Source organism: Paenibacillus sp. Marseille-Q9583, assembly GCF_976954365.1.
The window spans coordinates 1-26,923 of the sequence record NZ_CDRJTB010000083.1 but is presented as its reverse complement, the minus strand read 5'-3'; the positions used below and the strand labels follow the sequence as shown (position 1 = coordinate 26,923).

19 protein-coding genes, 4 pseudogenes and 1 riboswitch are annotated in these 26,923 nt (G+C 45.5%); of the genes and pseudogenes, 22 read left to right on the top strand and 1 reads right to left on the bottom strand.

From position 1 onward, the window contains the following. Positions 1-398: 398 nt before the first annotated feature. The 14 genes and pseudogenes from ACWNM1_RS26755 to ACWNM1_RS26690 all read left to right on the top strand — a co-directional run bounded on the left by ACWNM1_RS26755 (position 399) and on the right by ACWNM1_RS26690 (position 18,152). Entirely contained in the window at positions 399-1,325 is a 927-nt protein-coding gene (locus ACWNM1_RS26755) for a VanZ family protein (protein ID WP_449603346.1), read from the top strand. 973 nt (positions 1,326-2,298) lie between these two features. Beyond that, a complete protein-coding gene (locus ACWNM1_RS26750; protein ID WP_449603345.1) occupies positions 2,299-3,009 on the top strand; it encodes a metallophosphoesterase family protein in 711 nt (236 codons plus the stop codon). Positions 3,010-3,289: 280 nt separating this feature from the next. Beyond that, positions 3,290-4,471 (top strand): polysaccharide lyase 6 family protein, encoded by a 1,182-nt coding sequence (locus ACWNM1_RS26745; protein ID WP_449603344.1) that lies wholly within the window; start codon positions 3,290-3,292, stop codon positions 4,469-4,471. Positions 4,472-4,492: 21 nt separating this feature from the next. Further along, positions 4,493-6,847, top strand: coding sequence for an AraC family transcriptional regulator (locus tag ACWNM1_RS26740; protein ID WP_449603343.1), 2,355 nt, complete (start codon positions 4,493-4,495; stop codon positions 6,845-6,847). 173 nt (positions 6,848-7,020) lie between these two features. Further along, on the top strand, positions 7,021-8,691 hold the full coding sequence (locus ACWNM1_RS26735) for an extracellular solute-binding protein (protein WP_449603342.1): 1,671 nt from the start codon (positions 7,021-7,023) through the stop codon (positions 8,689-8,691). A gap of 104 nt (positions 8,692-8,795) precedes the next feature. Further along, entirely contained in the window at positions 8,796-9,749 is a 954-nt protein-coding gene (locus ACWNM1_RS26730; RefSeq protein WP_449603341.1) for an ABC transporter permease, read from the top strand. 12 nt (positions 9,750-9,761) lie between these two features. Next, a complete protein-coding gene (locus tag ACWNM1_RS26725; protein ID WP_449603340.1) occupies positions 9,762-10,637 on the top strand; it encodes a carbohydrate ABC transporter permease in 876 nt (291 codons plus the stop codon). Positions 10,638-10,658: 21 nt separating this feature from the next. After that, positions 10,659-11,789 (top strand): glycoside hydrolase family 88 protein, encoded by a 1,131-nt coding sequence (locus tag ACWNM1_RS26720; protein WP_449603339.1) that lies wholly within the window; start codon positions 10,659-10,661, stop codon positions 11,787-11,789. A 141-nt stretch (positions 11,790-11,930) separates the two neighbouring features. After that, positions 11,931-14,225, top strand: coding sequence for a chondroitinase-B domain-containing protein (locus tag ACWNM1_RS26715; RefSeq protein WP_449603338.1), 2,295 nt, complete (start codon positions 11,931-11,933; stop codon positions 14,223-14,225). A 208-nt stretch (positions 14,226-14,433) separates the two neighbouring features. After that, positions 14,434-15,402, top strand: a complete 969-nt coding sequence (locus tag ACWNM1_RS26710) for a glycoside hydrolase family protein (protein ID WP_449603337.1) — start codon at positions 14,434-14,436, stop codon at positions 15,400-15,402. Between the two features lie 263 nt (positions 15,403-15,665). Beyond that, complete coding sequence (locus tag ACWNM1_RS26705; RefSeq protein WP_449603336.1) at positions 15,666-16,343, top strand: stalk domain-containing protein; 678 nt, start codon at positions 15,666-15,668, stop codon at positions 16,341-16,343. 204 nt (positions 16,344-16,547) lie between these two features. After that, a pseudogene (locus ACWNM1_RS26700) lies at positions 16,548-17,686 on the top strand (alpha/beta hydrolase family protein); the annotation flags it as partial. A gap of 36 nt (positions 17,687-17,722) precedes the next feature. After that, positions 17,723-17,922, top strand: a pseudogene (locus ACWNM1_RS26695) (hypothetical protein); the annotation flags it as partial. Further along, a complete protein-coding gene (locus ACWNM1_RS26690; protein WP_449603335.1) occupies positions 17,919-18,152 on the top strand; it encodes an XRE family transcriptional regulator in 234 nt (77 codons plus the stop codon). The pseudogene ACWNM1_RS26695 and the gene ACWNM1_RS26690, both read left to right, overlap by 4 nt. A gap of 269 nt (positions 18,153-18,421) precedes the next feature. On the opposite strand, the gene ACWNM1_RS26685 is transcribed toward ACWNM1_RS26690, so the two are convergent. Beyond that, positions 18,422-19,591 carry an MFS transporter gene (locus ACWNM1_RS26685; RefSeq protein WP_449603334.1) on the bottom strand — a complete coding sequence of 390 codons (1,170 nt, stop codon included), beginning with the start codon at positions 19,589-19,591 and terminating at the stop codon, positions 18,422-18,424. A 57-nt stretch (positions 19,592-19,648) separates the two neighbouring features. Further along, positions 19,649-19,748, bottom strand: a riboswitch (purine riboswitch). A 107-nt stretch (positions 19,749-19,855) separates the two neighbouring features. Here ACWNM1_RS26685 and ACWNM1_RS26680 point away from each other — a divergent pair. From ACWNM1_RS26680 to ACWNM1_RS26645, 8 genes and pseudogenes are all read left to right on the top strand, one after another. Then, positions 19,856-20,590, top strand: a complete 735-nt coding sequence (locus tag ACWNM1_RS26680) for a winged helix-turn-helix domain-containing protein (RefSeq protein ID WP_449603333.1) — start codon at positions 19,856-19,858, stop codon at positions 20,588-20,590. A gap of 310 nt (positions 20,591-20,900) precedes the next feature. Beyond that, entirely contained in the window at positions 20,901-21,161 is a 261-nt protein-coding gene (locus ACWNM1_RS26675; RefSeq protein WP_449603332.1) for a hypothetical protein, read from the top strand. 270 nt (positions 21,162-21,431) lie between these two features. Continuing rightward, positions 21,432-22,511: a DUF418 domain-containing protein gene (locus ACWNM1_RS26670; protein ID WP_449603331.1), complete on the top strand. Its 1,080-nt coding sequence runs from the start codon at positions 21,432-21,434 to the stop codon at positions 22,509-22,511. Positions 22,512-22,574: 63 nt separating this feature from the next. Continuing rightward, positions 22,575-22,925 carry a hypothetical protein gene (locus ACWNM1_RS26665; RefSeq protein WP_449603330.1) on the top strand — a complete coding sequence of 117 codons (351 nt, stop codon included), beginning with the start codon at positions 22,575-22,577 and terminating at the stop codon, positions 22,923-22,925. Between the two features lie 487 nt (positions 22,926-23,412). Next, positions 23,413-25,614 (top strand): M1 family metallopeptidase, encoded by a 2,202-nt coding sequence (locus ACWNM1_RS26660; protein ID WP_449603329.1) that lies wholly within the window; start codon positions 23,413-23,415, stop codon positions 25,612-25,614. A gap of 365 nt (positions 25,615-25,979) precedes the next feature. Continuing rightward, complete coding sequence (locus ACWNM1_RS26655) at positions 25,980-26,108, top strand: DUF6254 family protein (RefSeq protein WP_234540893.1); 129 nt, start codon at positions 25,980-25,982, stop codon at positions 26,106-26,108. 214 nt (positions 26,109-26,322) lie between these two features. Beyond that, positions 26,323-26,461, top strand: a pseudogene (locus ACWNM1_RS26650) (MarR family transcriptional regulator); the annotation flags it as partial. 113 nt (positions 26,462-26,574) lie between these two features. Continuing rightward, a pseudogene (locus ACWNM1_RS26645) lies at positions 26,575-26,923 on the top strand (hypothetical protein); the annotation flags it as partial.

Below are 26,923 nucleotides of genomic sequence, written 5' to 3'. Positions count from 1 at the left end.
AAAAAGGACAATTAGAAAAAGGCTGATCTTTTATTTGTTAAAGATCAGCCTTTTTTGTATGCATAGAAAGAAGAGATATAGAGGTAATCGGACTATATTCTTGTCATCAGACAACAATAGTCGAGGGACAAAAACATAGTCCTAATTACACTTTATAAGAAAAGAATGCTAGAGAGGGTAGGATTTGCATTGGTCTTTCGATGGCTCACAGCATTAAACCAAGAAGATGGAGCTATTCATGTCCAGAGTGGGATGAATAAAGGCATGATTTCGGATTCAATTTTACAAACAAATCATTTATTAAGCGTTTAAGTGACTAAAATGTCACTTCAATGTCACTTTAATGTCATTTTGGGAAGATATACTAAACCCATCGATGAATTATTAAAGGAGATATTATGGAAGTGAAATTACGGAAACTCCTCTTTGTAGGAACAATTTTGTACACGCTATTGATATTATATTTTATGTTTTTTGCTTTCAGTAGATTAGATCATTGGAACAGCGATTATGGATACACATTTATACTTGTTCCAGAAGGAGTTCCACTTCGATTTCCAAAACTAACTTTTTCATGGGTATACAACTTTGGAAACATTGCTGCCTTTATCCCTTTTGGAGTAGTAATTCCTCTGTTGTATCGTTCCAGTTTTGGGAAGTTCATATCCTTTTTTGTCTTGACGATTCTCGTTCTGGAAACGATGCAGGCTTTAACTCATCTTGGCAGCTTTGATGTAGATGATGTTATATCCAATACATTAGGTGCAGCGATAGGATTTATCGGATATAAAGTTGGATGTTCTTCAAAAATTTCTTGTAAAAAGCTTATTGCTTCAGCCCTATCTATTGTTGTTCTTCTTGTTGGAGTAATCGTGATCTCAGAAACCATCAATTATGTTGTAGCGAAAAGAGAAAGCCCAATTCAAGCATTACACGATGTGAAAGAAATGAATGGAACCATGCCTATGACTGAAAATCTTCCAAGTTTCACCGTAGCAGGCAAGAAAATAGAACCCAAAATGAACGTGTATTACAGTGAAGGGGATAAAAGAAAATCATACACCTACATCTTGGGCAACAAAAAAGATGTGACGTTCTATTCTTATTTTGGCATTCCAGACAAGGGAGATTCCAAGGGAGAACTCACTATATTGGTAGATGGAAACCAAAGAGTTCATTATCAGTACAATGAACAATATAATAATGGAGCAGAACCTTTAAATATACCATTTTATGACAAGGTGAACGAAATTACGATTATCGTTTCCGGGAACGCTAAACTATGGGACGTTGGATTCAGTGAAATGAAGCATTGGTGGGAGTGAAGAACAAACACGCAACATATAGAAACCGCGATAATCGCGGCAAGGCTGTCAAGAAAGTCTCGACAGCTTTTTTTATATCATAATCATTTAATACAGTACCGCGTTAATGTTGCTGAATGATTGTCCAATACGTTTCGTTGCGTCCGCTCGTGACACATCCCGGACCACCTAAGAGTATGAGAATACACCAAGCTGGACACGATTCAGGGCTTAACGTATATTTTCGTTAAAATGTTGGCGGGTCCCCAACTATAGGATTCTGTGCATATAAGATCTGACCTACAAAATTGGCTTCAAGCAATATATGACTAGGGCAAGAAACACAATAATTAAAATGAACATAGGGAGTTGCGAAAATGAAATCTTGCTAAAACATCTAAGCTCGGATGTCGTTTTTTTTATTTTTCCAAATGAAAAGGATCATGTTGTTGATGCTTTTGTTTTAAGAACATTGAATGCTGTATATAAAAATAGCTACAAAGATGTTTCTATGCATATTCGTGAGATGTGAGTGACTTTTTTAAGATTTGATATTCATTCCAAAAATTGGAGATAAGAAGTTAGAATATTTGATGGCGATTTTAGCTTTTGACGATTTATCAAGGTTCCATCTTTTTATATAAAGGAGGGAGAGTGCACTCGACAAATGGGAGAACAGCCTGATACGCAATGTCTACAGCCTGAATATTGTCCGAAAGCTACCGATTGAAGGGAATGATCAAATAGGGTTACACGCATGTTCCGTTACGGCCAATTCGTCGCAACCAGCCTCCAATTATATCCCGGCCAATGTTGTGGACGGCGCCCCTGCGCCGCAGTGGTTTGCGGACAGTGCAGACACCCACGACTGGGAAAGGCAGGCTGTATCCTTGGCGTCTGCCGCGGGACCATTTCATGCCTGACGATAAAGCTACGTGGCGGATGTGGTAACGGTACTGCTGAGAATGTTGAAACTTAGGGAGTTGAATCGATTATGAAAGCTTTAATTATTTCGGATATTCACAGCAACGTCAAAACGCTGGAATCGATCCACAAGGCAGAATCCGACTGTGACGTGATTTATTGCGCGGGAGATCTTTTAGACTACGGACCTTTCCCGCGGGAAGTTATCGAATGGGTGCATAAGAACGACGCGAATTGTGTTCGCGGCAACCATGACGACATTATTATCGACCTGTACCGAAACGGCAATAGCGGTCATGATGTTGCTGAGGATGAGATCAAGTGGGCGCATTACAATGCAAGGCTGCTCGGTGAAGCGGAAATTTCCTTCCTCGAAAGCATACCGGTCTACCGTATTTTCGAGATGGACGGCTATAGCTATACAATGCAGCATCTGTACGAAAACTATTTGACGATTGATAGCTTACCCAAGTACGATGCTTTTTGGGCGGAACGCAACGGGAGGACAAATGGGACCGAAGAAGATCGCCGCATTATTTTCGGACATACACATCGCAGATGCATTCATTATTTGAGTGACAACAGTTTGTGGCTGAATCCGGGAAGCGTGTCCTACCGTCGTCGCGACGATCCGTCGAAAGAAGCGCACTATTTCACGATTACCGATGGCAAAATAGCGATGAAAAGTCTTGTCTATGACCGCACGCCTTTGCTCGAAGCGGCACAAAAGTTGCGGTTGAAGGAAGAAGAGATGAAGGTTGCGTACTTCTTTTTCGCGTAAGCGGCGGGAGAGCAGGCAAAAACATTGGGACGTATCCACGATTTGGTGTCGGGATACGTCCTTTCTCATTTATTGTACACCGGCAGGTTGCGATTTACAGCTTACAAGGCGATAATTCCCGCTCATTTTGCGCCTCAGTTTACATTTTTATGATTGCTTCATTTTTTTACACTATGGTATGGGAAACGTATCTTTGATAATAGAGGTTGTGAAGTTGCGGATATGATTCTGCAGAGGCTGCGGATGATATCCGCCTATTCTATAGGAAGCAGGTGAGAAAATGACTACTATTTATTGGGTATCGAGTAGCGATGAGTTGGCGGCAGCCATTGGCCGGGCAGAACCTGGTTCTTCGATCTTGTTGGCAGACGGCGTTTACGATCGGAATGAAAACTATATTATTGAAGGCAAAATAGGATCGGACACCGCAATATTAAGCATTCGCGCTGTAAATAAAGGAAAAGCGATAATCGCTGGAGAATCAAGTATACGCATCTTGAACTCTGCCTATGTAGAGGTATGGGGACTGCATTTCCAGGTCGGTCAGCGCGAATCTATCATTCTAGACGGTTCGCGGCATGTGAGGATTGCGCGGAATAGATTTGAGCCACGACAGGTTGGGGCGGAGTATAGCCTGCTGTCTGTGCTGGGAAGCGGCAGCGGCTGGAACCGGATCGAACGCAACGAGTTCGGGCCAAAGGCCGACCTCGGACCGCTCGTTGTTTTTGATGGCGACGGTGAACAAATCTCGCAGCATGATGTCATTGAATATAATTATTTTCATCATATAGGCCCGCGTGTCGTCAATGGGCTTGAAGCGATCCGGCTCGGCCTGTCCGGCATCTCTCTCTCGAAAGGCTATATTACCATTCAACACAACCTGTTTGAAAATTGCGACGGAGAGCCCGAGATTATTTCGGTAAAAAGCTGCTATAATACAGTTCGGTACAACACGTTCCTTAACTCCGCCGGCCAAGTGACAGCGCGTCACGGACATGGAAACCGCTTTCATAATAATGTATTTATTGGCGATGGCGTGAAGGAAGAAATGGGCGGATTTCGCATTTACGGCAACGACCATCATATTTTTGAAAACTATATGGAAAACTTGACGTTGGATGCGCTGCTCATTGACGGCGGCAACTACGATGGCGGATCGGACGGCTATCCCGAGGCGCCCACGCAGGAGGAACTGAGGAAACATTGGCGCGTCTATCGAGCCAGTGTAGTGAATAATACGATTGTCAATTGTCGTCACGGCATTACGCTCGGCAAGCGGATTCCTTATGCGCCGGAGCAATGTGTAATCGCTTACAATCGGATATGCGGCAAGGAGCAGCCGGCCATCTATGAATACCGGCCGTCTCCGGTGGTTTGTATTAACAATCATAAAGCGGATGTCGCGGATATTCGTTGTCCGGCTATTCTGACAAGAATTGACGTCGGTCCCGACTCCGAATAAAACTAACATGGAGGAGAACCTATGGCCCAAACTCGAAACCGGTGGACAATCTATCTGAAGCAGCTCCGGCATAAAAATCGCAGCGTATACATGACCTGGATGCTTTCCTACGTCTCGGTGCTACTCGTGCCCATTCTGATCAGCGGCGTTATATACGGCGCGACGCTGAACGTTGTAAAGGCTGAAATTAACCGTGCCAACCAATCTATTCTTCTTCAGATGGAGCAAGCCATAGATAGCCAGTTCAAAGGAATCGAGAATTTAAGCCTCGAGGTGAGCCTCAACAGGCGAATCGCAGCATTTATTTCGGCCGATACCAATCTGTCTGATTCGGACCACTACGATATATACCAAATCGCTAATGATTTGCGCGTATACGAAATCGCTAACGATTATCTTGAAGGCATTTATATTTACTACAAAAATAGCGATACGGTCATCGCCCGCAACAACCGTATGAACATCAAAGCGTTATACGACCATATTCGCCTTGAAGAGCATATGCCGTTCCAGTCGTTACAAGAATATTTTGACCAAGGGTACATTAAAGGCTACCACTCCGTTGTTGTGTCTGAAGAGAATGAGTGGCGGCCTACGGTCATGTATGCCCAAAATGTGAACTCAACAATCATGAATCAACCTGAAGCTGTCTTGCTGTTCATGATTGACCGCAGCAAGCTGCTGGAGCAAGCTTCGGTGCCTGAGAAAGGTACGATCTTTATTCTGGATGAAGACAACCGGTTCATTGCGTCTACGGGTGAGTCGCTGTCCGATCCTCCTTTACTATACGGCGATATGTCGGAAGAATCAGGACAACTTGAGATCGAGACTGCCGGTCGCCGGCTTGTTGCATCTTACACAACCTCATCCATTACGGGATGGAAATATGTGATGACGCTGCCGACGAACGTATATCACCAGAAGATGAACGTGGTAGAGCAATTGACGATCGCCAGCATCTTGCTTTGCCTGATTGTTGGCGGTGGCGTGACGTATTGGCTCCTCAAGCGGAACTACCTGCCGATCTATGCGCTGATCCAGAGCTTGTCGTTCAAGGCAGGGTTTACCTTTGATCGCGGCTCTAATGAATACTCCTTTCTGGAGCATGCGCTGAGCAGCACCTTTCATGAGAAGGAGGAGCTTCATTACAAGCTGAATCAGCATAACAATACACTCAGATCGCACTTTTTGCAGCGGCTGCTGAAGGGGCAACTCGACAGCCATATCCCGTTGCACGAATCGTTCTCAGCCTATGATCTGCGTCTCCCGCAGGGCGGATTTTCTGTTATTTTGCTGCGCATCGAGCATTTCGGCAAGTTCCATCGGAAGGATGAGGACCAGGTCCATAACAAGCGGTTGCTGCACTTCCTGATCGCCAACGTGGTCGAAGAGGTCGCACGGAAGTCAGTAAACGCCTATGCGGTAGAGCTGGACCAGGAGTTGCTCGCCTGCATCGTCAACCATCAGCTTGCATCGCCAGCGGAACAGCGGGGGGAGCTGGGGCAGATCGCGGAAGAAACGATGTCATTCATCTCCAATCATGCCCATGTCCAGTTGACCGCTTCCATCAGCGCGCAACAGGTGGGCGAATATGGCATCTTCCAGGCGTTCCAGGAAGCGATCGAGGCGATGGAATACCGTATCATTGCAGGCAGCGGCGGTATTATTCATTATGGGGACCTGAGCGGCAACGACAACTTAGGGGCTGCTTCAGGTGGTTATTTTTATCCGCTCAAGGCCGAGCAGCAATTGATCGCTATGGTTCGCGAAGGGCAGCTCGATAAGGCGAAAGCGTTCGTCGGGGAGATCATTCAGAAAAATGTGACGACGGAGCCGTTTCCTTTTCATACAGCCAAATGTCTCATGTTCGATCTAATGGCTACGCTGCAAAAAGTAATCGGCGAAATCCGCATCGCGGGCAAGCCGGATATGCCTGACGGAGTGCGCGCCATCGAACGCCTGATGCAATGCCAGACGGTAGGGGAGATGCGCAGCCAGCTTTACGATATGCTAGAGCTTCTGTGCGGCTACGTTAATAATAACCGCGAATACTGCAGCAATCCGCTAATCGATAAGGTCATGAAATATGTCAACGAGTATTACCAGGACGAGAACCTGAATATTTCGATGATCGGGGAAGCCTTCTCCATGACGCCGTCGTATGTTTCCAAACTGTTCAGGGATCTTGCAGGCGAATCTCTGCTCGATTATATTAACAAGACGCGGCTGGTACAGGCCAAATTGCTGCTTATCGACGGTAAATATACGATCAGCGAAATATCGTTGAAGGTTGGTTACAACGATGTGAATACCTTCCACCGCATATTCAAAAAATTTGAAGGGATAACGCCCGGGCGCTACAGGGAAGTCAAGTAGCTCTCGGGCTTTTCTTTTCAAGAAAAAGTGCCAAATATACGGTTTTGTTACCCTCATTTTTGAGAAATTGCAGTATATTTTAGGTTTTAACGATGGCTTGCGGCATCGGATTAACGTTATGTTGAAAGCGTATTCAAATCAACTTATTCAAGACGAAAAAACGGAGGGGCACAATGGGGAAAAATCGCAACGGCAAGAGTCGCAATAGGCTGCAGCTCACACTCGGGATCGCAATGGTACTTTCATTGTTGTTAACCGCATGCTCCAGTAATGGGGGCTCCGGAAACAAAGAGAAGACAGAGCCGACTCAAAGGGCCGTCAGCAATAAAGGCGGCGATGGCGTAAGCAAAGGCAACAAGGGATCAGATAAGCCGGTGTATCCGCTGGATACGAAAGATACTCTCTCATACTGGGCTCCAATCAACGGAAATCTGATTACATTTACAACGAATCTGGCGGAAGCGCCGATCGGGAAGGCAATTGCAGAAGCTACCGGCGTGAAAGTGAACTACATCCACCCTTCCGAAGGTCAAGCTGAAGAGCAGTTTAATTTGTTACTGGCTTCCAGCAAGCTGCCGGACGTGCTGGAGTACGATTGGAGTATTTATCCCGGTGGACCGGAGAAGGCGATTTCAGACGGGGTTATCGTACCACTAAACGATTTGATCGACCAATATGCGCCTAACCTGAAGAAGATGCTGGAAGCCAATCCAGAGCTGGATAAAATGGTGAAAACCGACAGTGGCCAATATTACGTCTTCCCGATGGTGCGCAACGAGGAAGGATTAGTCTTCCGCGGACCCATTCTGCGCAAGGATTGGTTGGATGAGCTAGGGCTGCAATTGCCTGTAACGGTAGACGATTGGCATAAGGTTCTGACGGCGTTCAAAGAGAAAAAAGGCGCTGTTGCACCGCTGACGGCGTTATACGCGAACAAAATGAATTTGCAGGACGCGTTCTTCGGCGCATACAAAACGTCGCACGGCTTCTATATTGACGACCAAGGAAAAGTAAAATACGGCCCGTTAGATCCACAATACAAGGATGTTATGACGTTGTTCCGCCAGTGGTATTCCGAAGGGCTGATTGATAAAGACTTCCCGATCGTCGAGCGCGACACGCTGGATAAGCGGATTCTGAACGGTGAGTCCGGCGCAACTGTTTTCCTGCTTGGTGGCGGCATGGGTAAATGGCTGGAGTCCGGCAAAGCCCAAAATCCGGCTTTTGATCTTGTTGCGGCTCCTTATCCGGTTTTGAAAGCAGGCGAAAAACCGTTCACCGGACAGCGCGATTTCAAATATAACCCGAAAGCAAGCGCGGCTGTGACGACATCGGCGAAAGATCTGGAAACGATTGTAAAATGGCTGGACTTCGCATTTAGCGAGCAAGGAACCATGATGTACAACTTCGGCGTTGAAGGCGAAAGCTACAAGCTGGACAACAGCGTTCCGAAATTTACCGATATGATCGTAAAAAATGATAAGTACACTTCACAGCAGATGTTGGCGCAGTATACGGTTCCGAACGGTCCATTTCCGATGCATGAGCAAAAAACGACCAACACGTTCCCACAACAGGACGAGGCAGTCCAGATTTGGTCGGAGACCGATGCGGCGAAACACATTTTGCCCGCGTTCATTACGCCTACTGTAGATGAGAGCAAGAAGGTAGCGCAGACGATGACGGCAATCAACACGTATCTGGAAGAAATGTTCATCAAATTTGTTATGGGTAACGAGCCGCTCGATAAGTTCGACAGCTTTGTGAAGCAGTTGGAAGATATGGGGATTCGCGATGTAATCGACATCTATCAAGGCGCCTTGGATCGCTACAACAACAGATAACTCCATGAATCGTCCCACGGTTGGCTGCAGGCTGCCGTGGGGGCAAGGGAATGGTTCAGCCATCCCCTGCCAATAATGCTGGATGTGAATAGGAGGAGTAGGAGATGGCTCAATTGAAGCTGGGACGCAGCAAAGTCACGCATGCCGGTCGTCTGCCGCTTAATATTGCGAAAGATATGGTTAAGAACAAGTATTTGTACATGATGCTTACTCCTGTTTTGTTATATTTCATTATTTTTCATTATTTCCCGATGTACGGTTCGATTATTGCGTTCAAGGATTTTAACCCCCGGCTTGGAATTGGGGGCAGCGCGTGGGTAGGACTTGAGCATTTCAAAGACTTTTTTGGCGGGATGTATTTTTGGCGGGTGCTTAAAAACACTCTGATGATTAGCTTGTACGATCTCATTTTCGGTTTTCCCGCTCCGCTTATTCTCGCCTTGTTGCTTAATGAGGTGAAAAATGCGCTGTTCAAGCGTTCGGTTCAGACGATTACTTATTTGCCGCATTTTATTTCGCTTGTCATTATTTGCGGCATGATCAAGGATTTTACGAGCAGTGACGGCGTCATCAACGATATTATCGCATTTTTCGGCGGTGAGCGGGTTACGATGCTGCTGGAGCCGTCTTTTTTCCGGACTATCTTCGTTTCGTCGAATATATGGCAGCATATAGGCTGGGGTACCATTATTTATTTGGCCGCGCTGTCTGCGATCGATCTCGAGCAATATGAAGCTTGCAAGATCGACGGGGGTGGACGCTGGAAGCAGATGCTTCATATTACTCTACCCGGTCTGCTTCCTGTTTTCGTTATATTGCTCATCCTGAACATTGGCCGAATTATGAGCGTTGGCTTCGAGAAAGTTATTCTGTTGTACAACCCGACCACTTATGTGACAGCGGATGTCATTTCCTCGTATGTGTACCGGATCGGGCTTCAAGATTTTCAATTCAGTTTCAGCTCCGCTGTCGGATTGTTCAACTCCGTGATTAACTTCGCGCTTGTTATCGGCTCCAACTGGATAAGCCGGAAGTTGAACAATACGGGTTTGTGGTAGAGGAGGGTTCGCATGCGAGTAAGCTTGGGTGAACATATATTCGTGGTTTGTAATACGCTGTTTTTGTCCGCGCTCATGATTGTAACAATGTATCCAATTCTGTACGTGGCATTTGCTTCATTCAGTGAACCAGCGCTGATGATGGCGCATAAGGGCATTCTTTGGAAGCCGCTGGGCTTCTCTCTTGAAACCTATGAGGCGGTATTCAGCAACCCGATGATCCTGCTCGGCTACCGCAACACTTTATTTGTTGTCATTGTAGGTGTGGCTCTCAATTTGCTGCTTACTTCCTTTGCCGCATACGCCTTGTCCAGAAAAACGTTGCAATATCGCAAGCAGCTTACGTTGCTTATCGTGTTTACCATGTTTTTCAGCGGTGGATTAATTCCGTTCTACTTACTGGTCAGAGGGTTGGGCATTACGGACACACTGTGGGCGCTGATCCTGCCTACCGCAATAAGCGCATTTAACCTCATTATCATGCGAACATCGTTCGAGGCAGTACCGGATGCACTGGAAGAGTCGGCCAAGATTGACGGCGCCAACGACTTTGGCATTCTGTTCCGCATCTTCCTGCCGCTATGCAAGCCGGTGCTTGCAGTGGTAGGCCTATATTACGGAGTAAGCCACTGGAACTCCTGGTTTAACGCTATGATCTTCCTTCAGGATCGGTCGCTGTATCCGTTGCAGCTGATCCTGCGAGAAATTTTGATTATTGGCGATGCAAACTCCATGGCGGAAGGAGCCTCCCAGGATGAGATCATCATATTGGGTGAGACATTGAAATACGCCACTATTATGGTTGCGACCCTTCCGATTTTTCTAGTCTATCCGCTATTACAAAAATATTTCGTGAAAGGCGCCTTGATTGGTGCCATTAAAGGTTAGGAGAAGGGGTGGAATTCAGAAATGAGCAATGAAAATGTGATACTAAAACCATCCGAGCTGACGGCTTGGTGGGATAAAGTGAAGATCAAAGTTGATCATATGATCGAAGCGGGCTGGACAGAAGCGCCGCATGTTTCGGCGGCGGGCAAATATGACCAGATCAAAGTGGATCAGTGGATTTCAGGCTTCTGGCCGGGCATTCTGTGGATTCTGTACGATATGACCGGCGAGCAACGTTATCGGGAGGAGGCGGAGCCTTGGGACGAACGCATGGAGCAATGTTACTTGCGGGACAACCATTTCCACCACGATGTCGGCTTTCAGTTCCTGCCGACATCGGTTATCCGCTACAAGCTGACCGGCGACCCGGACGCTCGGCGGCGCGGGCTGTTTGCCGCCAACTATTTGGCGGGCAGGTACAACCCGGCAGGACAGTTCATTCGAGCCTGGCCCCGCAACCAGACGGGTTGGTCGATCATCGATTCGATGATGAATTTGCCGCTTCTGTTCTGGGCGAGTGAAGAAAGCGGTGATCCGCGCTTCAAGCATATTGCGGTCGCCCATGCAGATATGGTGCTTCGCTCATTCATCCGAAGCGACGGATCGGTGCATCATATCGTTATCTTCGATCCGGAGACGGGCGAAGTGGAGCGTTATGACGGCGGACAGGGTTTCGCGCCGCAATCGTCCTGGTCGCGGGGCCAAGCTTGGGCGCTCTACGGGATGAGCTGCGCTTACCGCTATACGGGAGAAGCGCGTTACTTGAATGCGGCGAAGGGGGTGGCGCATTATTTCATCAGCGCGTTGGCGGAAGACGATGTGCCGCATTGGGATTTCCGTGCGGCGACCGACTTGACGGACGAGCCGCGCGACACCTCGGCAGCGAGTTGCGCAGCATCTGGCTTGATCGACATCGCGTCGCAGGTGGCTCCTGAGGAAGCCGCCTTATATCAGCGTGCGGCCACGCGCATTCTTCGCTCGCTGTCGAACAACTACAGTGCGCTCGACAAGCCCGAGTATGAAGGCATCCTGCTCGGTGCAACCGGTCATAAGCCAGTCAATACCAACATCAACGTATCGCTGATTTACGGCGATTACTATTATATTGAAGCTTTGGCGAAGAGCAAAGGCTGGAGCCAGCATGTTTTTTAAGGGGAATCAAAGGCCGTAATTACGAAGCCGGGAGGACAGTAAGCTCCTCCCGGCTTCCGTATTCTTGAGAGGAGGTGCTGGACGGAACGAAGGGATGATTCAATGACCATCATTTCATAATGGAAAGGATGAAAATGAATTATGGGAACCAAAAGTATGACGTGCATTATTTTGATCTGTATGCTGGTTGCGTTAATGCCAGGAACGGCGAGGGCGGCTGATGCGAAGTTCACAATTGGCAGCTCCGACGTGACGGCAAGCGGAGATGACGGCAACGTTCCAGCTAACACGGTGGACGGCGATTTCTTAACACGGTGGTCGGCGAATGGCGACATGCAATGGATCCAGTACGATTTGGGTGAAAATCGCAAAGTGTCTTTTATCAAAATTGCATTTCTGAATGGGGGAAGCCGCACTTCTACTTTTGATATTTTGACGTCTACGGACGGTTCCACCTTTACGACCGTCAGCAGCGGAGTTGTGAGCAGCCTTGTGGAAGGTCTGCAAACGTTCGATTTTCCGGATGTCGATTCTACCCGCTATGTCAGAATCGTTGGGCACGGTAATTCCTCCAACCTGTGGAACAGCTATTCTGAAGTTGAACTCTACGGCACCGCGAGCGGATCTCCGCCAGGCGCAAGCAAGTTGGCGATTACCGTGCCACAACTTATGGCCAGCGGTGATGACGGCAATATCGTCGCGTATACAATCGACGGCGATCTTAACACGCGCTGGTCAGCGAGTGGCGAGGGGGAGTGGGTCCAATACGACCTTGGATCGAGCAAGCGCGTGGAATACGTGAAGATTGCCTTCACCAACGGGGCAGAGCGAACCTTCGCTTTTGATATCCAGACTTCATATGATGGCTACAACTTCAGTACAGTGCTTTCGGGAGCGGTCAGCAGTCTGAGCAATAGCTTGCAGACGTTTGATTTTGCCGATGTTGCCCCCGTCCGCTACGTTCGCATTGTTGGCCACGGCAACTCGGTGAATGTCTGGAATAGCTTTGCCGAGGTCGAAATTTATGGTAGCGATTCTAGCGGCAGCGGTAGCGAAGGGACGGTCGTCGAAGTTAGCACTTCCACACAGTTGGCTGCCGAGCTTGCAACCGCTACGGCGGGTAAAACGATTGTGTTGGCAAACGGCACGTATTCGCGTACAAGCCCGTTTGCTGTTCAGAACAAAAACGGCACTGCCAACGCGCCAATCGTCATTAAAGCGAAAAACCGCGGTCAGGCTATCATCTCGGGAGCGTCAGGCTTCCGCGTCGAAAACTCCTCGCATGTGGTGCTGGACGGATTAAAGTTTACGAATTCAAGCAATGGCGCAGTGGTGTTGGAAGGCTCGCACCATGTACGACTGACCCGTAATACGTTTGCTCTTCCAAGCTCGGGGAACGGCCTGATGTGGCTGCAAGTGCGGGGCACGAACAGCCATCATAACCGCATCGATCGGAACGACTTCGGACTGAAGAGCGACACCGAACCGCTGATCGCTTACGAAGGACAGGACGGCTCAGGGCAAATTTCGCAATACGATATTATCGAATACAACTATTTCCATGATGTAGGCCCATGGGTAGCTAACGGCAAAGAGACCATTCGTCTCGGCTTATCGGGCCTTACGCTCTCCCACGGCTATAATACGATACAATACAATGTATTTCAGAATTGCGATGGAGAGCCGGAAATCGTATCGGTCAAGAGCAGCAGCAATTCGGTGCGCTTCAATACATTCCGCACGTCCAAGGGCAGCCTGACGCTGCGGCATGGCCATAACAACAGCGTATATGGAAACTTCTTCCTCGGGGACGGCGTGGAGTCGGATCAGGAGGGCATCCGGATGTTCGGGAATGACCATAAGATTTATAACAACTACTTCGAGAATTTGACTGGGGAAGCAATCTACTTGCCTAACGGCGACTTCGACGGCGGTACTGGAGGCTCCCCTCCAAGTCCGACAGTTGAAGAATTGCGTAAACAATGGAAAGCTTACCGGGCGCTTATCGTCAACAATACGATTGTAAACAGCAAAACCGGTATCGTCATCGGCTCAGGCAAAGCGTATGCTCCGCAGGATTCCGTCGTTGCGAACAATATCGTTTACAACAGCACCGGCACGCTTTATTACGAGGCGGCGACAACGAATACGCTGTTCCAAGGTAACATCGGGTTTGGCAGCACTATTAACAACAGATCGCGCAGCTCGGAGCAGATCCGAAATATCAATCCGCTACTGACTGCGGTGAGCGGCATTCAGAAACTGTCCGCGAGCAGCCCGGCAATTGATGAAGCAGTGGGGACATACGCGTTCGTGCTGGCGGATATGGACGGTCAAATGCGGTCGACAGCAGATGTGGGAGCGGACGAATATTCCGGCGCGCCTCTACTGAATCGCCCGCTAGTGGCTGACGAGGTGGGGCTGAATACGCCTTAGGATCGATATATGTGCAAGCGTGCCGGCGGTTGGTTCGCCGGCATGACTATGTAGATCCATTGATGTAAGGAGCAGTCCTGTTATTCACTTCATTTGGAAGGATGGGAGACCATGTTTCACAGCAATTATGGAGCAGCGGGAAAAAACGAGGTGACTGTACATGCTTACTAGCACAATGTTGCCGGCTCCGCGTGGCGGCGGCTTCCGTATGGAAGGTTATTGGGTATGGTGCGGTTCCGTCGTGCAAGGCGAGGACGGCAAATTCCATATGTTTGCCTCGCGCTGGCCGAAGACGCTGCCAATGCATCCCGGCTGGATGACAGCTTCAGAGATTGTCAGGGCAGACTCGGATACCCCCGAGGGACCGTACCGATTCTGCGAGGTGGCGCTTCCAGCGAGGGGAGCGGAATATTGGGACGGACGCTGTACGCACAACCCCCATATCGTCAAGCACAACAACAAATATTTGCTTTATTATACGGGTTCGACCCATCCGCTAAGCGATCCAGAGCCGCCCGGAAATTTCGGGTTAACCGATCCTCAATGCATCGTGGCGCGGGCGAACAAACGGGTAGGCCTGGCTATAGCGGACAGCGTTTTTGGCCCGTGGCGCAGAGCGGACGAACCGATATTGCCAACACGTCCCGGCCGATTCGATAGCTTTCTGACCTCCAATCCGGCTCCGTGTGTCCGTGAGGACGGTTCCGTACTGCTGATCTACAAGGCACGTCACTATAAAGGCAACCTTCATGGCGGCATGACAATTGGCGTTGCGTATGCGGATCACTACGAGGGGCTTTACCGGGTGCTGAGTGACGAGCCGGTGTTTCCTCCAGAGTCGTTCCATATCGAAGACCCTTTCATCTGGCAGACAAACGAAGGATACAATTTGATCGCCAAAGATATGGAAGGGCATCTATGCGGAGAAAAATACGGCGGCATCTACGCCAAGTCGCCGGACGGACTAAAATGGAGCTTGCATGGGCAGCCGCAAGGCTATTCCCGGACGGTGCGTTGGGATGACGGCACGGTGCAGACGCTGGGCAATCTGGAGCGGCCGTTCCTGTTGTTCCAGAACGGCAAGCCGACTCATTTGTTCGCGGCCGTATCGGACGGCAGTGATGGTTTTAAGGACGCTTCCGATACGTGGAACATGGTTATACCTTTGAAGCAATGATTCACTGGGGCTGTGGCAGATTATGAACCGGCTCGTGGACAAGGGCAATAAAGTTATCGTTATCGAGCATAACCTTGACGTCATCAGTCAGGCGGATTGGATTATGCTTACGGAGCAGACTCAGATACAGCTGCAGTCTTAACCGCATGTCAACATAATCAACGGCGGCATACTCTCCGATATACTAAAATGCTTTGCCTGTATACATCAGGTATTGTATACTATTGGCAAAATTTAAAGTATTACTTGAGAGGAGAACAACGATGAAGAAAAAGCTACTGATGACTCTAAGCGGATCTGTAATTTTATTGGTAGGAATGGCCGCAGGGGCCCTGGCCAGTACACAACTCCAGGAGATTAAAGCATACTTGAACGGAGATTTGAAGGTAAGAGCGAACGGGCAAATCATCTCCTTAAAAGATGGCAACGGAAAGACGGTTCTGCCTATTACTTATAACGGCACCACTTATCTGCCGGTAAGATCGGTATCTTCACTGCTGGGAGTGGCGGTAAATTATAACGCGCAGGCCAAAGAGGTCGTAATAGGTGAACAGCAGGCCGGCGTCCCGATTAATAAAGAGGACTTCAACAACACGCTGTATTCCATAGAATCTGCGCAGACCACATTTAACGGCAAGGATTATAGAGAGGTATTGTACAGCGCTTCCGGCTCCAATATCAAGTACACCGCACTTAGTCCCTTAGGCAAATATACGAAGCTGATTCTACAGTTTGCGGCAACCGGCCAGGACGTAGATGCAATTGAAATCAAGGATATTGACAAGAATGCATTACTCAAGAAGGTAGGGAAGATTTCGACATCCGCCGGTATCCAGACGATTGAGGTATCAATCTCCGGAGTGAGCAACATCTCGATTGATGTCACGCAGCCTGTCGATGGTGGTTTCATTATTCCGCTGACCACTTCCTACTATAAATAGCGTGGATAGTCTGTGCCAGAGACAGCATGGCTTCATTCTAGTCCCGTTAAAACAGCGATTCCCAATAACAGGGGATCGCTGTTTGGCTTTCTATCTTGAAGTGCCCTTCAGGCGGAACCAGAAAGTGCAGCGCAGATCTTCAAATACATAAAATGCCCAAACGGTGTTATGAAAGCCTTGGAGAAATCATGATCATCCTTGTAGGTAGGCACGCAAAGCTTTCATTTCATCGATCCAAGCCGGAAGGAGACATTTGGCAAAACTGAGACAGGTAAGAGAGAATTGATGGTTCAGGTATGGTATCCGTCTCAAGATGGAACCGGCAAGTACGCTCCTTTTATTCCAGATACCCAGATTTTACGTTATATGGCTACGAACTATGGCCTTCCCGGGTTTACTTTACAACACCTAAAGTACGTATCCAGTCATGCTTATTCGGGGGCTGAAGTCTCTTCTGCACAGACTTCATACCCACTGATCCTTGCGAATCCCGGCTTCGGCTCTTCCAGGTTCCTCCACACGGCGCAAGCTGAATATCTCGCGAGTCACGGATATATCGTGGCAGTGATTGACCACACCTACAATACATTTGCAACCGAGTTTCCGGACGGTCGAATCACGACCAGCACAACCAACGATTTATTCTCGCCTGACCATGATTACCAGACGGAAAGAGATAATCGCGACAAGTTGGGTAAAGTTTTAACCGACGATGTGGCGTTTGTGCTGGACCAATTCGAGCTCATCCAATCGGGGAAGATTCCAAGTCATCTAAAAGGGAGAATTGATCTCGGTAATGTCGGTGTGTTCGGTCATTCCATCGGCGGAGCGACGGCCTATGACGCTTCTTACGATCCGCGAATCGCGGTTGGAATAGACTTTGATGGAGGGCTTTATCGTCTGCGTGATAGAGAGGGTCTACATAAGCCGTTTTTGTTCATCAACTCGGAAAGCGAATTCGAAAAATTAAAAATGGTGATGGATAACCGGGACTACACAGATGCAGAGCTTAACCATATGGGCTCACAAGAGAGTGGGAGGATAAAGTAAAGGAAGATAAAAAGTTAGAGCTTGAACGGATGCGCGAAACGGTCGACGACGGGGGACAAGTCCTCTATATCGATAATACGGAGCATTTGAATTTTACCGACGTACAGTTCATTACTCCGATATTCAGAATGCTGGGTATTACAGGAAAGATTGCTCCCGAAAGAGCAAATTCCGTTATCAATGCCTATATGCTGGATTTCTTCGATATGTATCTGAAAAATCAAAGCAAAATCTTAATGAAAGGACCGGATAGCCGCTTTCCGGAGGTAAAGTTCGTAACCTCACTATTTTAATTTACGGAACAGGTTACCGAATTTGATAAGCTCCTATTAATCGAGGAATGGAAAAAAATCTAATGCAATTCATGCCATGTGATACAGAGCTACTGGCTTGCATTGCCGATACTTACAAATTCGATGCACGATTGAATAACTACCGTTATGGGACCCTTTATGAAGTATATTCATGCTGGCAATGGACAACGCTTAAGGTTAAGTATTATCTTATGCGGGAGGTCATCACTTCTTGAAATTTGAACTAGGACGTTGCTTACTGAATGAACGATTGATGGAATCCGGAAAGTCAGCGGAATGGCTGGCAAAAGACTTGCTTTTTAAACCGGAACGAGTTTACGACTTTATTGAAAACAAAAGAGTGATACCACTCAAAATTGCCATATCGATCGCCGATTCCATCGGTTGTGATGTTCGTGCCTTGTATGAATTAATTCCGAACGATAAAGAAGTAAAGGGAGATTAATGGAATAAGTGGTACGTTGCATTAAGACTACAAATGTGATCCATTAAGCTAAGATAACGGGAAACGATAGCTCAATCAAAATAAGAAGGTAGCTGATCATTGAGATCGGATGCCTTTGTTAAATTAACGGGCAACTGTAAGAGGACAAGAACATAGACCTATTTAAATCCACGCTGGACGCGGTTTTTTTATTTTATCAGTACAAGTTCTTATCCTTAGCTCTAGACAAGAACTTGTACCGATTGCAGATCTTATTCTCAAGTAATTATTCATCTCTGTTTAATTGTCTTCATTGCTGAAGTAGGTCTAGTAAGAGAAAAAACAGCACATAATAGGGCTACAATTACGATAGCCGCACCAACCCAAGCTGTACTTCGCACTGTACCTGTCTGTTCTAATACTACTCCTCCAATTCCTGAACCCAAGGATATGCCAATTTGGAGAGCCGAGTTATTAAAGCTTTGTTGAATATCTGAATGATCAGGATCGATCTGAATAAGGTAATTCTGTTGAGGTGGCGAAAGACTCCAGCTTAGTGCCCCCCAAATGACCATAACTACAAGGAATGAGATTATCGAGATGGTAGAGAAGGGAAGCAATAATAAAATGACAGCAAAGGAACTGATAACAATAATAATACTTTTATGCGAACCAAGACGATCTCCAAGTACCCCGCCGAATGCTCCTCCTAAGACAGCAGATATACCAAAGATAAAATAACACATGCTTATCCAATATTGATCAAGATGCAGCTCAGATGCTAAGAATGGAGTGAAATAAGCATATAGCGTATAATGTCCGGCCAGGGTAAAGAGCGTCGCGAGATGTGCACTTGCTACTTTCAAATTACCTAAAGCCTTGATCTGTACAGATAAGGGCTTGATATTTTCCGTAGGGATCTTTTCCAAAAATGCATAAATAAGAACCATAGAGAGAAGAGATAGCAAGGCGATTCCGAGAAAAATAACACGCCAGCCAAAAGAGTTACCTATTAATATGCCAACAGGCACTCCTAACACCAATGAGGAGCTGATTCCCATATAGACAATTCCGATTGCCTTCGCTCGGTGCGCAGGTTCAACAATTTTGGCCGCAATCGTGAGCGAGAGCACGATAATTAAAGCTGTACTCATTGCCGTAATGACTCTTGACACCATCATGATCGAGAAGCTTGGGCTGAAAAATGTCATCATATTCCCCATAAAGAATACGACTAATGAAATAAGATAGAGGGATCTTCGTTCAAATCTTGCCGTTAGTGTAAGAAGAACAGGGCCTGCAATAGCATATACAAGAGCGAAGACCGTTATCAACTGTCCTGCAGTGCCCAGCGTTACATTCAAATCATCAGCAATAAGAGGTAATATTCCTCCTACAATGAGTTCAACCAACCCTACACAAATGGCAGAGGCAGCAAGTATCCATACTTTAAGATTCATTTTTCTAATTCCTTTCTTGCTTTTTAATAGTAAAAAAACCAAAAAATCCTGACCACAAAATAGATAACACCATTTTGTAATCAGGATTTTTTGGTTCCTGGTAGAGACCCTCAAACCATATTATTGAGGTTATACACTGTTATGTCTTATGATTATACATATTTTAATACAACTATACAATATTGTTCATGAATAAAATTTGTGATCCAGCTCTTATTTTGCCATAATGAAACAAATAGAATTTACTTATAAACGGGGAACCGAATGATGGATACACAAGATACCACCTATAATAAAAAAGCGCGATATATCAAAGTTTACAACCAACTTCTTAAAATGTTTGATAACGGTGTTTATCCGGAAGGGACACGATTGCCACCAGAACCCGAATTAGCGAAACTTATGGGTGTCAGCCGGACTACACTACGTCAATCGCTGGCTTTGCTCCAAGAGGATGGATTTGTTGAAGCTAAACAGGGTTACGGTAATGTAGTGAAAAAAATCGGTGATGGCTATTTTATCGGATTAGAGAGAATAGGTAATCCTTTTCACAAGTGCTGCAATGACAAAGTGGATGAAATTACGATCTTACGTCGTTTTGAGGTCTCCACTTCTTATGTAAACACCGTACTTCGCCGAGAAGTACCCGTGTATTTAGGAGTAGAACGCCATTATTTAAACAGTAACACCCAAATCGGATTTTGTTACAGCATTGTTCCGAGTGACAGCGTAGATAGTCATAGCGTTAATTTAAATGACAGTGAAAGTGTAAAGCAGTACTTGGAAGAAACGATTTATAAGCTGGCTCATAAGTCAGAAACCGAAATTAAATATATTGTAGGCACAGATATGCTCAAATTAAGTGGGCTGTTTACAGATCAAGATGTCTTTGTATTGCTTATTGAGAATATTGTAGACAATCGCGGAACTATTATCGTTCACAATAAATATTATATACCCTTGGAAAAGGCTTCACTGCGATTATCTTCATTTGGATGAGTCTAATTTGTTAGTGTGTAAAAGAGCAAAAGTCTGGTATACCAGGCTTTTGCTCTTTTAAATTAGATATTTAAGGAAAATTAAGATTTACTTTACATCTTATTTAGGAGTTTCTCTATGAAAAGGGTATAAAGGAGGTAGCTTAGCAGAATCTAGTGAAGGAATGAAGGAGATAGCGATGAGGCACTATTTCCTCAGAATGGCTGCTTCCAAAGGTTCTGCAGATATTGCATGAAGCGCCTGAGATTTACCATGCCACTGATCGATTTATCGAAGCGGGCGATTGGATTATGTTGCAGTTAACCAGACAATGGAAACGCAATCATGCTCGGCAGGCTATAAAGAAATCTGGAGTAAGCAGGATTTGTTTCCCTCGCGTTCCTTTTTGAAAGCTTTGCATGAGGATTTAGAGTATTTTGTGGTAGAAAAGATAGCTTCCTCCATCATCCCGGTTGGAAGCTTGGCCGGCAATCTTACCGCTCAGGCGGCGGAACAATTGGGCCTAACGGAGAATACGGCTGTAGTTGTATCTTATTCAGGGTGTGAACGGTGTAGTTTCTTGAAATTTTGAACAAAACAATTGACCTTAGGTCAGACCTAGGGTTTATTGTTTAGATATTCCAAGCCGCATCCCTTAGGAGTGACGCTAACCGGATACTTCACAGGCATTTTGGGTTCTTCGTTCTGAACCATTGAAGTCTATGTTTATAGAGGTTCCTTATTTTGGTGTATTAGTTTTATCGGATTAGGATCTCACTCAGTTCACAATGGGAAAAGCTGCTGCTATCTATTTAGCGATGTCATGTCATAAAGCGAAATTTATTAAGGGAGAGGATGTGGCATGAGTCAAGCGAAAGAGCGGATAACTGCCTTTGATTTTGCAAGAGCATTGGCGATCTTCGGCATGGTAATGGTGAACTATAAGCTAGCGATGCAGGCAGAGAGTGGCGGACCTGCATGGTTGCAAGCGATAGCGGGCCTTTTTGAGGGGAGAGCATCCGCCTTGTTTGTCGTGTTGGCTGGTATTGGGGTGGCATTAATGACCTCGAAAGCCCGTAACTCAATGAACTGGGTACTCATTCCTCAAATCCGGAACAGCTTGTACAAGAGAGCTGCTTTTCTGTTTATATCTGGCGTGCTTTTATTGCTAATAGGCTGGAGTGCCGATATTTTGCATTATTATGCGGTATTTATGCTTGTAGCTGCAGTCTTGATCACCGTATCCGATAATATAATACTAGTTTTGTTTTCGATAATCCTGGTAGCATCGCAGTTGTTTTTAGTCGTATTCGATTACAGCAAGGGATGGGACTCGAGTTTTAAGGAATACATGGGCTTTTGGACGATAGAAGGGTTTACTCGCAATCTGTTATTTAACGGATTTCATCCCATTTTTCCTTGGCTGAGCTTCTTCCTCATCGGCATGTGGATTGGCAGGAAGCGTTGGCTGAATAAGGAAAACCGTTCGAAATTACTAGTATATTCGTTGTCAGGAACGATTATTTTTGAATCGATTTCTTTCTTCTTGGTTAAATGGACCTCCCCAGTACTGAGTAAAGAAGCAGCAACTTATCTTTTTGGAACAAAACCGATGCCGCCCACAATGCTGTATGTTTTCTCTGGCATTTGTTCAGCTGTCGCCATCATTGCGATCTGTCTTTATGTGGTCGATAAATTTGAAAATTCCCTTGTGACACAGGCGATGATCCATACAGGACAGTTATCGTTAACCCATTATATCGGGCACGTAGTGATCGGAATTGGTTTTCTTATGACAGTGGGTTATTTGGAAAACGGAAGTCTTTCTTTTGCAATGGCATACGGAACCGTTTATTTCATTATCTCCATTATCTTTTCGAGTCTGTGGAGAAAGTGGATGAAAAGAGGTCCGATTGAGCTGATCATGAGAAAATGGTGCTGAGTGGTGTAAGAGGCGTGAAAAGTAACATGTGACACGTTATTATTCAATGAACGTTGAGGGAAGATGCCGTCCATTGTTATCGTTTTAGCTACGCTCCCTTGGACGAACATTCTCTATACCGATGAAGTCTTTACTGTCGCCATCAACCCGAACCTGGATAAAGACAGTCGGGTTATGGTCCGGGAAACCAGCGATGGCAGGGTTATGGCGGTCCTGATGCATGCGATGGCCGATAAGGTAGGCCTTTATCAACGACAAGACTTGTCTGAGAAGATCATTCGCCGAAAATTGAATGAAGCGGGAGTCACTCTGCATGGCGGAGATTATCTTTTTTATTTTTCAGAAGCCGATAAGAACGTCTTGCTGATAAGAATACCTGGAAGGAGACTTGCACAGGTTAACCGAGCAAGATGAGGCGGCTTTCTCCGAGTTCGAATCCTGGCATATATGGAAACTGAATTATTCCAAATTGTTATTGCTCCGTTTCCCGTTCCTTTAAATATAGCAGCTCAAATCGATCATCATGTTGATTATGATAAAAAATTAAAGTTTTTAGTTCAAAAGCCACATAAGACCTTTTTTGAAGCCCAACAGGCGCTACTATATCGGCAGCCTGTTGGGCTAGATGTATTGTCAAGGCAAGTGCGGGAGCGGACCTACTTGGAACGCTGTTGTATCGATTTACCCACTCATCCATGGGTCGTTTTCTATTCTCTCAACAGTCGTGTTAGTGGAATACACTTGTGCAGAGTATCTGTTTTAAAAAACAATAAATGATTCCTTTTTAAGGTTAATGTAAGGTTCCTTTAAAACTCATGTAAAGTAAGAGCTTTATACTAGTCTTCGTACATACTCGAAGATCTACAATCATGATTAGGAACTTATCATTAGGAGGAGCAACATGAATAAACTTAAACATTGGAATACTAAACTACCGAAGTGCATGATTGCCGGCAGTCTTGTTGTCGCATTTAGTACAGGCCCTGTTTTTGGTACGGGGATAGCGATGGCGACGAAACCAACGATTCAGAACGATTCGTTGCTAGAAGCCGACGCGGCTGTTCATCAGCCTGCGCGCTATCAAGTAGACGCAAGGCTTGATGAGAAGAAGATGGCGATTCACGGTACAGAAACTGTGACCTATCGAAACAACACGAAGGATACACTGGACAATATTGTATTTCACACCTTTGCAGATGCAAACCGTTCAAAGGAAACACAGTCGGGTATGTTCGAAAATTCAAATGAACGAATGGCAAAGGAAAATCCGGATAAGAAACCTGAAGATTTCCTGGGCGGCATTGACATTAACAATGTGAAGTCGTTAGGTCAACCCTTGAAGTTCGATAATACGAATCAGGCACTTAAGGTTGCATTGGGACAAGCATTGCAGCCCGGGCAATCTATCACACTGGAACTTGAATTCGACGTAAAAATTCCTTATGGCTCACAGCGGTTGTCCCATTACAAGAATATCATTAATGGCGCTCATTGGTTCCCTGTGCTTTCGGTCTATAACCCTGCAGATCATACGTGGGACAAAACTCCTTACAGCACTACATTTGAATCCGATTATTATGATTCTGCGGATTATCAGGTAACCATGAATGTACCCGCCGATTACCAGATTTCTATGCCTGGAACACTGACCGTACAGGATGCCGAAGCAGGCCGCAAGATCGTAACGGCCACTGCGAATAATACGAGAGAATTTGTCTTCTTCACGAGTCCGGATTATAAAGTAGAAAGTGTTACACGAGATGGTCTGACCATACAATACTATTACTTTGATAATCAGAAAGATAAAAAACAGATTATCGATCAATATATTGATCAAGCATTTAAAGTCATTAACTTCTTCAGCGAAAAATATGGTAAATATCCTTATCCGGAGTTCAGAATTGTTGAATCGTACGTTGAAGGGATCGCTGTTGAATTTTCGCGAATGATTCAGATGGGCATGATCGAGGGTCAGCCAGATATTTCAAACCATTCAGCATTTGTCCATGAAATTGCGCATCAATGGTTCCACGCATTAATTGGAAATAATTCCGAGAAGGAATCATTTCTAGATGAAGGATTTGCCGATTTCTCTATGGTTTATTTCTATGAGAAACAAGGAAATCCGTTAAATGGATTCAAGGTGATTCAATTCGATGAAGTATCGTTAGATAGTCCGCTTGATGCGACCAATGATAAGGTTGGGGATTCTCCCGATGCTATTTTTTATAAAAAAGGCCGTCAAGCCATCTATGAGTTGTATCGTACGCTTGGCGAAGAGAAGTTCGATGAGTTGATGCAGACATATTTTGACCAGTATGTATACAAAAATGCGACGATCGAAGGCCTGCTTCAGGTTGTTGAGAACAAAGCGGGCAAAAAGGTCAGAGATGATTGGGAAGCGGATTTGCGCCTGCCCAATTATTCATTGAAGTCTGAATATCGTCTAACAGCGGACGAGGAAGCCGCTTATATGTACGAGCAATTTAAATCAATATACCATTCGGTGTTTGTGCAGTTTCCAGAGGTTCCGTCTGAAACGATGAGCCGAATTATCGATAAAACGTTGCAGGGCGAGCCGCTAACGATTATCTTGAGCGACCGTTTGACATCGGACAAAGCAACAAAACAACAGGATCAACTGCTAAACCAGTTTCAAGGCTTCTTCCAAATAGCAGGAATAAAGCCAACGATTATAACGGAACGTCAAGTATTAAAAAACAAGCTTAAGAAGGAGCTAGGGGACAGTAATATCATTGTCATCGGGAAACCGGATGCGAATGGGTTTGTACAAGCCTTGAAGTCCGGCATCATCAAGCGTGCTGATACAGTCGGTTTTAAATGGCAGGAAATCATGAATAAGTCTAATCAATCCGGAGCCTACATTATCAAACATCCATATAACCAGAATCGTCTCATGTTGCATTATTTTTGGACAGGGGAACAATTGAGTGATCAGACGGCAGATCCATTTATGGCTAAAGCATTGGAATCATTGAATTTTTCAAACCATTTCTATCAATATTATGTTCTGAATAACGCAGGTAAGAGCAGCAGCGAACAAAAGATCGAAAATCCGTATGCGAAACTATTTGCAGAATAATTAATCACAGGGCAGTCTTAGTCCAGAAGGAGTTCCATGGTCGTATTTTTTTATTAACATAATAAGGATTCTCAGGAAAATTTAAAACCGCACAGCAGGTGAAAATCTGAAAAAACTTTTAAACAAAGCTCGTTGAAAAATATGCAATTGCCTTTGGAAAACCAGCTCTAACCGTGCTCGGAAAACTCGATTGTGCCGCTACAGTATGCACCAGCGGCCAACGGATACGAGAGAACGTACCAAAAAACAAATACCCTAGTGTATTATGCCTGTAAGCACAAAATAATTATATGAATGAACGTAGCCATGGAATGACATCATAAGGAAGTAGTATACATCTCAAATTCCAGAGGAGGATATCTTTTATGGCTCACCAGAAGAGAAGGAAGGAAGCTGCCTGGAAGTCACGAAAGCAAGAACAGCATCCCCATGGTAAAATCAAATCGCTTAAGGGATTGTCCAGCGAATATGAAGATAAGAATACTACTTTTTAAGAGAAAGACTGTCGGAGAAATTTGCCGGCAGTCTTTCTGCATTAGGACTATTATCACCTGTACAATGGGCACGGAGACGTGGTGCAGATGGTAGTTACAAGAGGCAACTCAGCCTGTCGTTTTTTTTTACTCTAAGGATCTCTGCCGTTGGTTTTCATTGGTATTGATAGAAAAATGTGTTAACGAAAAAGTAATTAGGGCCATACATAAATATATGAACAATAATAATAATGTAACAAATGACATTAACGCTATTCCCTCGCTTGTACCAATCCAAACGTCAGATTGATCCCTATAACCTAGACATAGACGCACAAGCTATACTCGTCGCGTCTAAGCTAATGGCCGCGGGCGTCCCTTTTTTGTCCTAATCGCAATTTGTATTCATCTCTCAACAAAAGATACCGATATTAAATGATATGTTACAACTATTTCAAAAAATTCCATTCGATGAGGATGTGGAGTCATGCGTATTAATAATTCTAGTCCTAGCGTTTATCATATTAACCAACGCAACAATCTAACAAACAACAAAGAGTTGTTTAAATCAACGCTTCTCATACAAACAGTTGAAAAGAAAGAATACGAAGAAAAGAAGGACAAATCGGTAGAAAAAAAGGGGCAACTGGTTACAGCAAGGGAAGGTGCTTATATTAGACAGTATCTTGTTAATTCAGACGGATCAAAAGTTTTATTGAGTGAAACAAAACAAGCTGAGGACGAAGCTACAAGTACAGAAAACTATTCGCGGTTACTTTCCAAACCTAATAAGAATCAGAATATTGACGAAGGAATGAGTAATAATTCAAAGGAAA

Coding starts and splice junctions, on each gene's coding strand:
- ACWNM1_RS26685 (WP_449603334.1), bottom strand. CDS start 19,591: ATGAATCTTAAAGTATGGATACTTGCTGCCTCTGCCATTTGTGTAGGG.
- ACWNM1_RS26680 (WP_449603333.1), top strand. CDS start 19,856: ATGATGGATACACAAGATACCACCTATAATAAAAAAGCGCGATATATC.
- ACWNM1_RS26665 (WP_449603330.1), top strand. CDS start 22,575: ATGCCGTCCATTGTTATCGTTTTAGCTACGCTCCCTTGGACGAACATT.
- ACWNM1_RS26660 (WP_449603329.1), top strand. CDS start 23,413: ATGAATAAACTTAAACATTGGAATACTAAACTACCGAAGTGCATGATT.
- ACWNM1_RS26755 (WP_449603346.1), top strand. CDS start 399: ATGGAAGTGAAATTACGGAAACTCCTCTTTGTAGGAACAATTTTGTAC.
- ACWNM1_RS26730 (WP_449603341.1), top strand. CDS start 8,796: ATGGCTCAATTGAAGCTGGGACGCAGCAAAGTCACGCATGCCGGTCGT.
- ACWNM1_RS26720 (WP_449603339.1), top strand. CDS start 10,659: ATGAGCAATGAAAATGTGATACTAAAACCATCCGAGCTGACGGCTTGG.
- ACWNM1_RS26655 (WP_234540893.1), top strand. CDS start 25,980: ATGGCTCACCAGAAGAGAAGGAAGGAAGCTGCCTGGAAGTCACGAAAG.
- ACWNM1_RS26735 (WP_449603342.1), top strand. CDS start 7,021: ATGGGGAAAAATCGCAACGGCAAGAGTCGCAATAGGCTGCAGCTCACA.
- ACWNM1_RS26675 (WP_449603332.1), top strand. CDS start 20,901: ATGGAAACGCAATCATGCTCGGCAGGCTATAAAGAAATCTGGAGTAAG.
- ACWNM1_RS26725 (WP_449603340.1), top strand. CDS start 9,762: ATGCGAGTAAGCTTGGGTGAACATATATTCGTGGTTTGTAATACGCTG.
- ACWNM1_RS26710 (WP_449603337.1), top strand. CDS start 14,434: ATGGAAGGTTATTGGGTATGGTGCGGTTCCGTCGTGCAAGGCGAGGAC.
- ACWNM1_RS26740 (WP_449603343.1), top strand. CDS start 4,493: ATGGCCCAAACTCGAAACCGGTGGACAATCTATCTGAAGCAGCTCCGG.
- ACWNM1_RS26705 (WP_449603336.1), top strand. CDS start 15,666: ATGAAGAAAAAGCTACTGATGACTCTAAGCGGATCTGTAATTTTATTG.
- ACWNM1_RS26670 (WP_449603331.1), top strand. CDS start 21,432: ATGAGTCAAGCGAAAGAGCGGATAACTGCCTTTGATTTTGCAAGAGCA.
- ACWNM1_RS26750 (WP_449603345.1), top strand. CDS start 2,299: ATGAAAGCTTTAATTATTTCGGATATTCACAGCAACGTCAAAACGCTG.
- ACWNM1_RS26715 (WP_449603338.1), top strand. CDS start 11,931: ATGGGAACCAAAAGTATGACGTGCATTATTTTGATCTGTATGCTGGTT.
- ACWNM1_RS26745 (WP_449603344.1), top strand. CDS start 3,290: ATGACTACTATTTATTGGGTATCGAGTAGCGATGAGTTGGCGGCAGCC.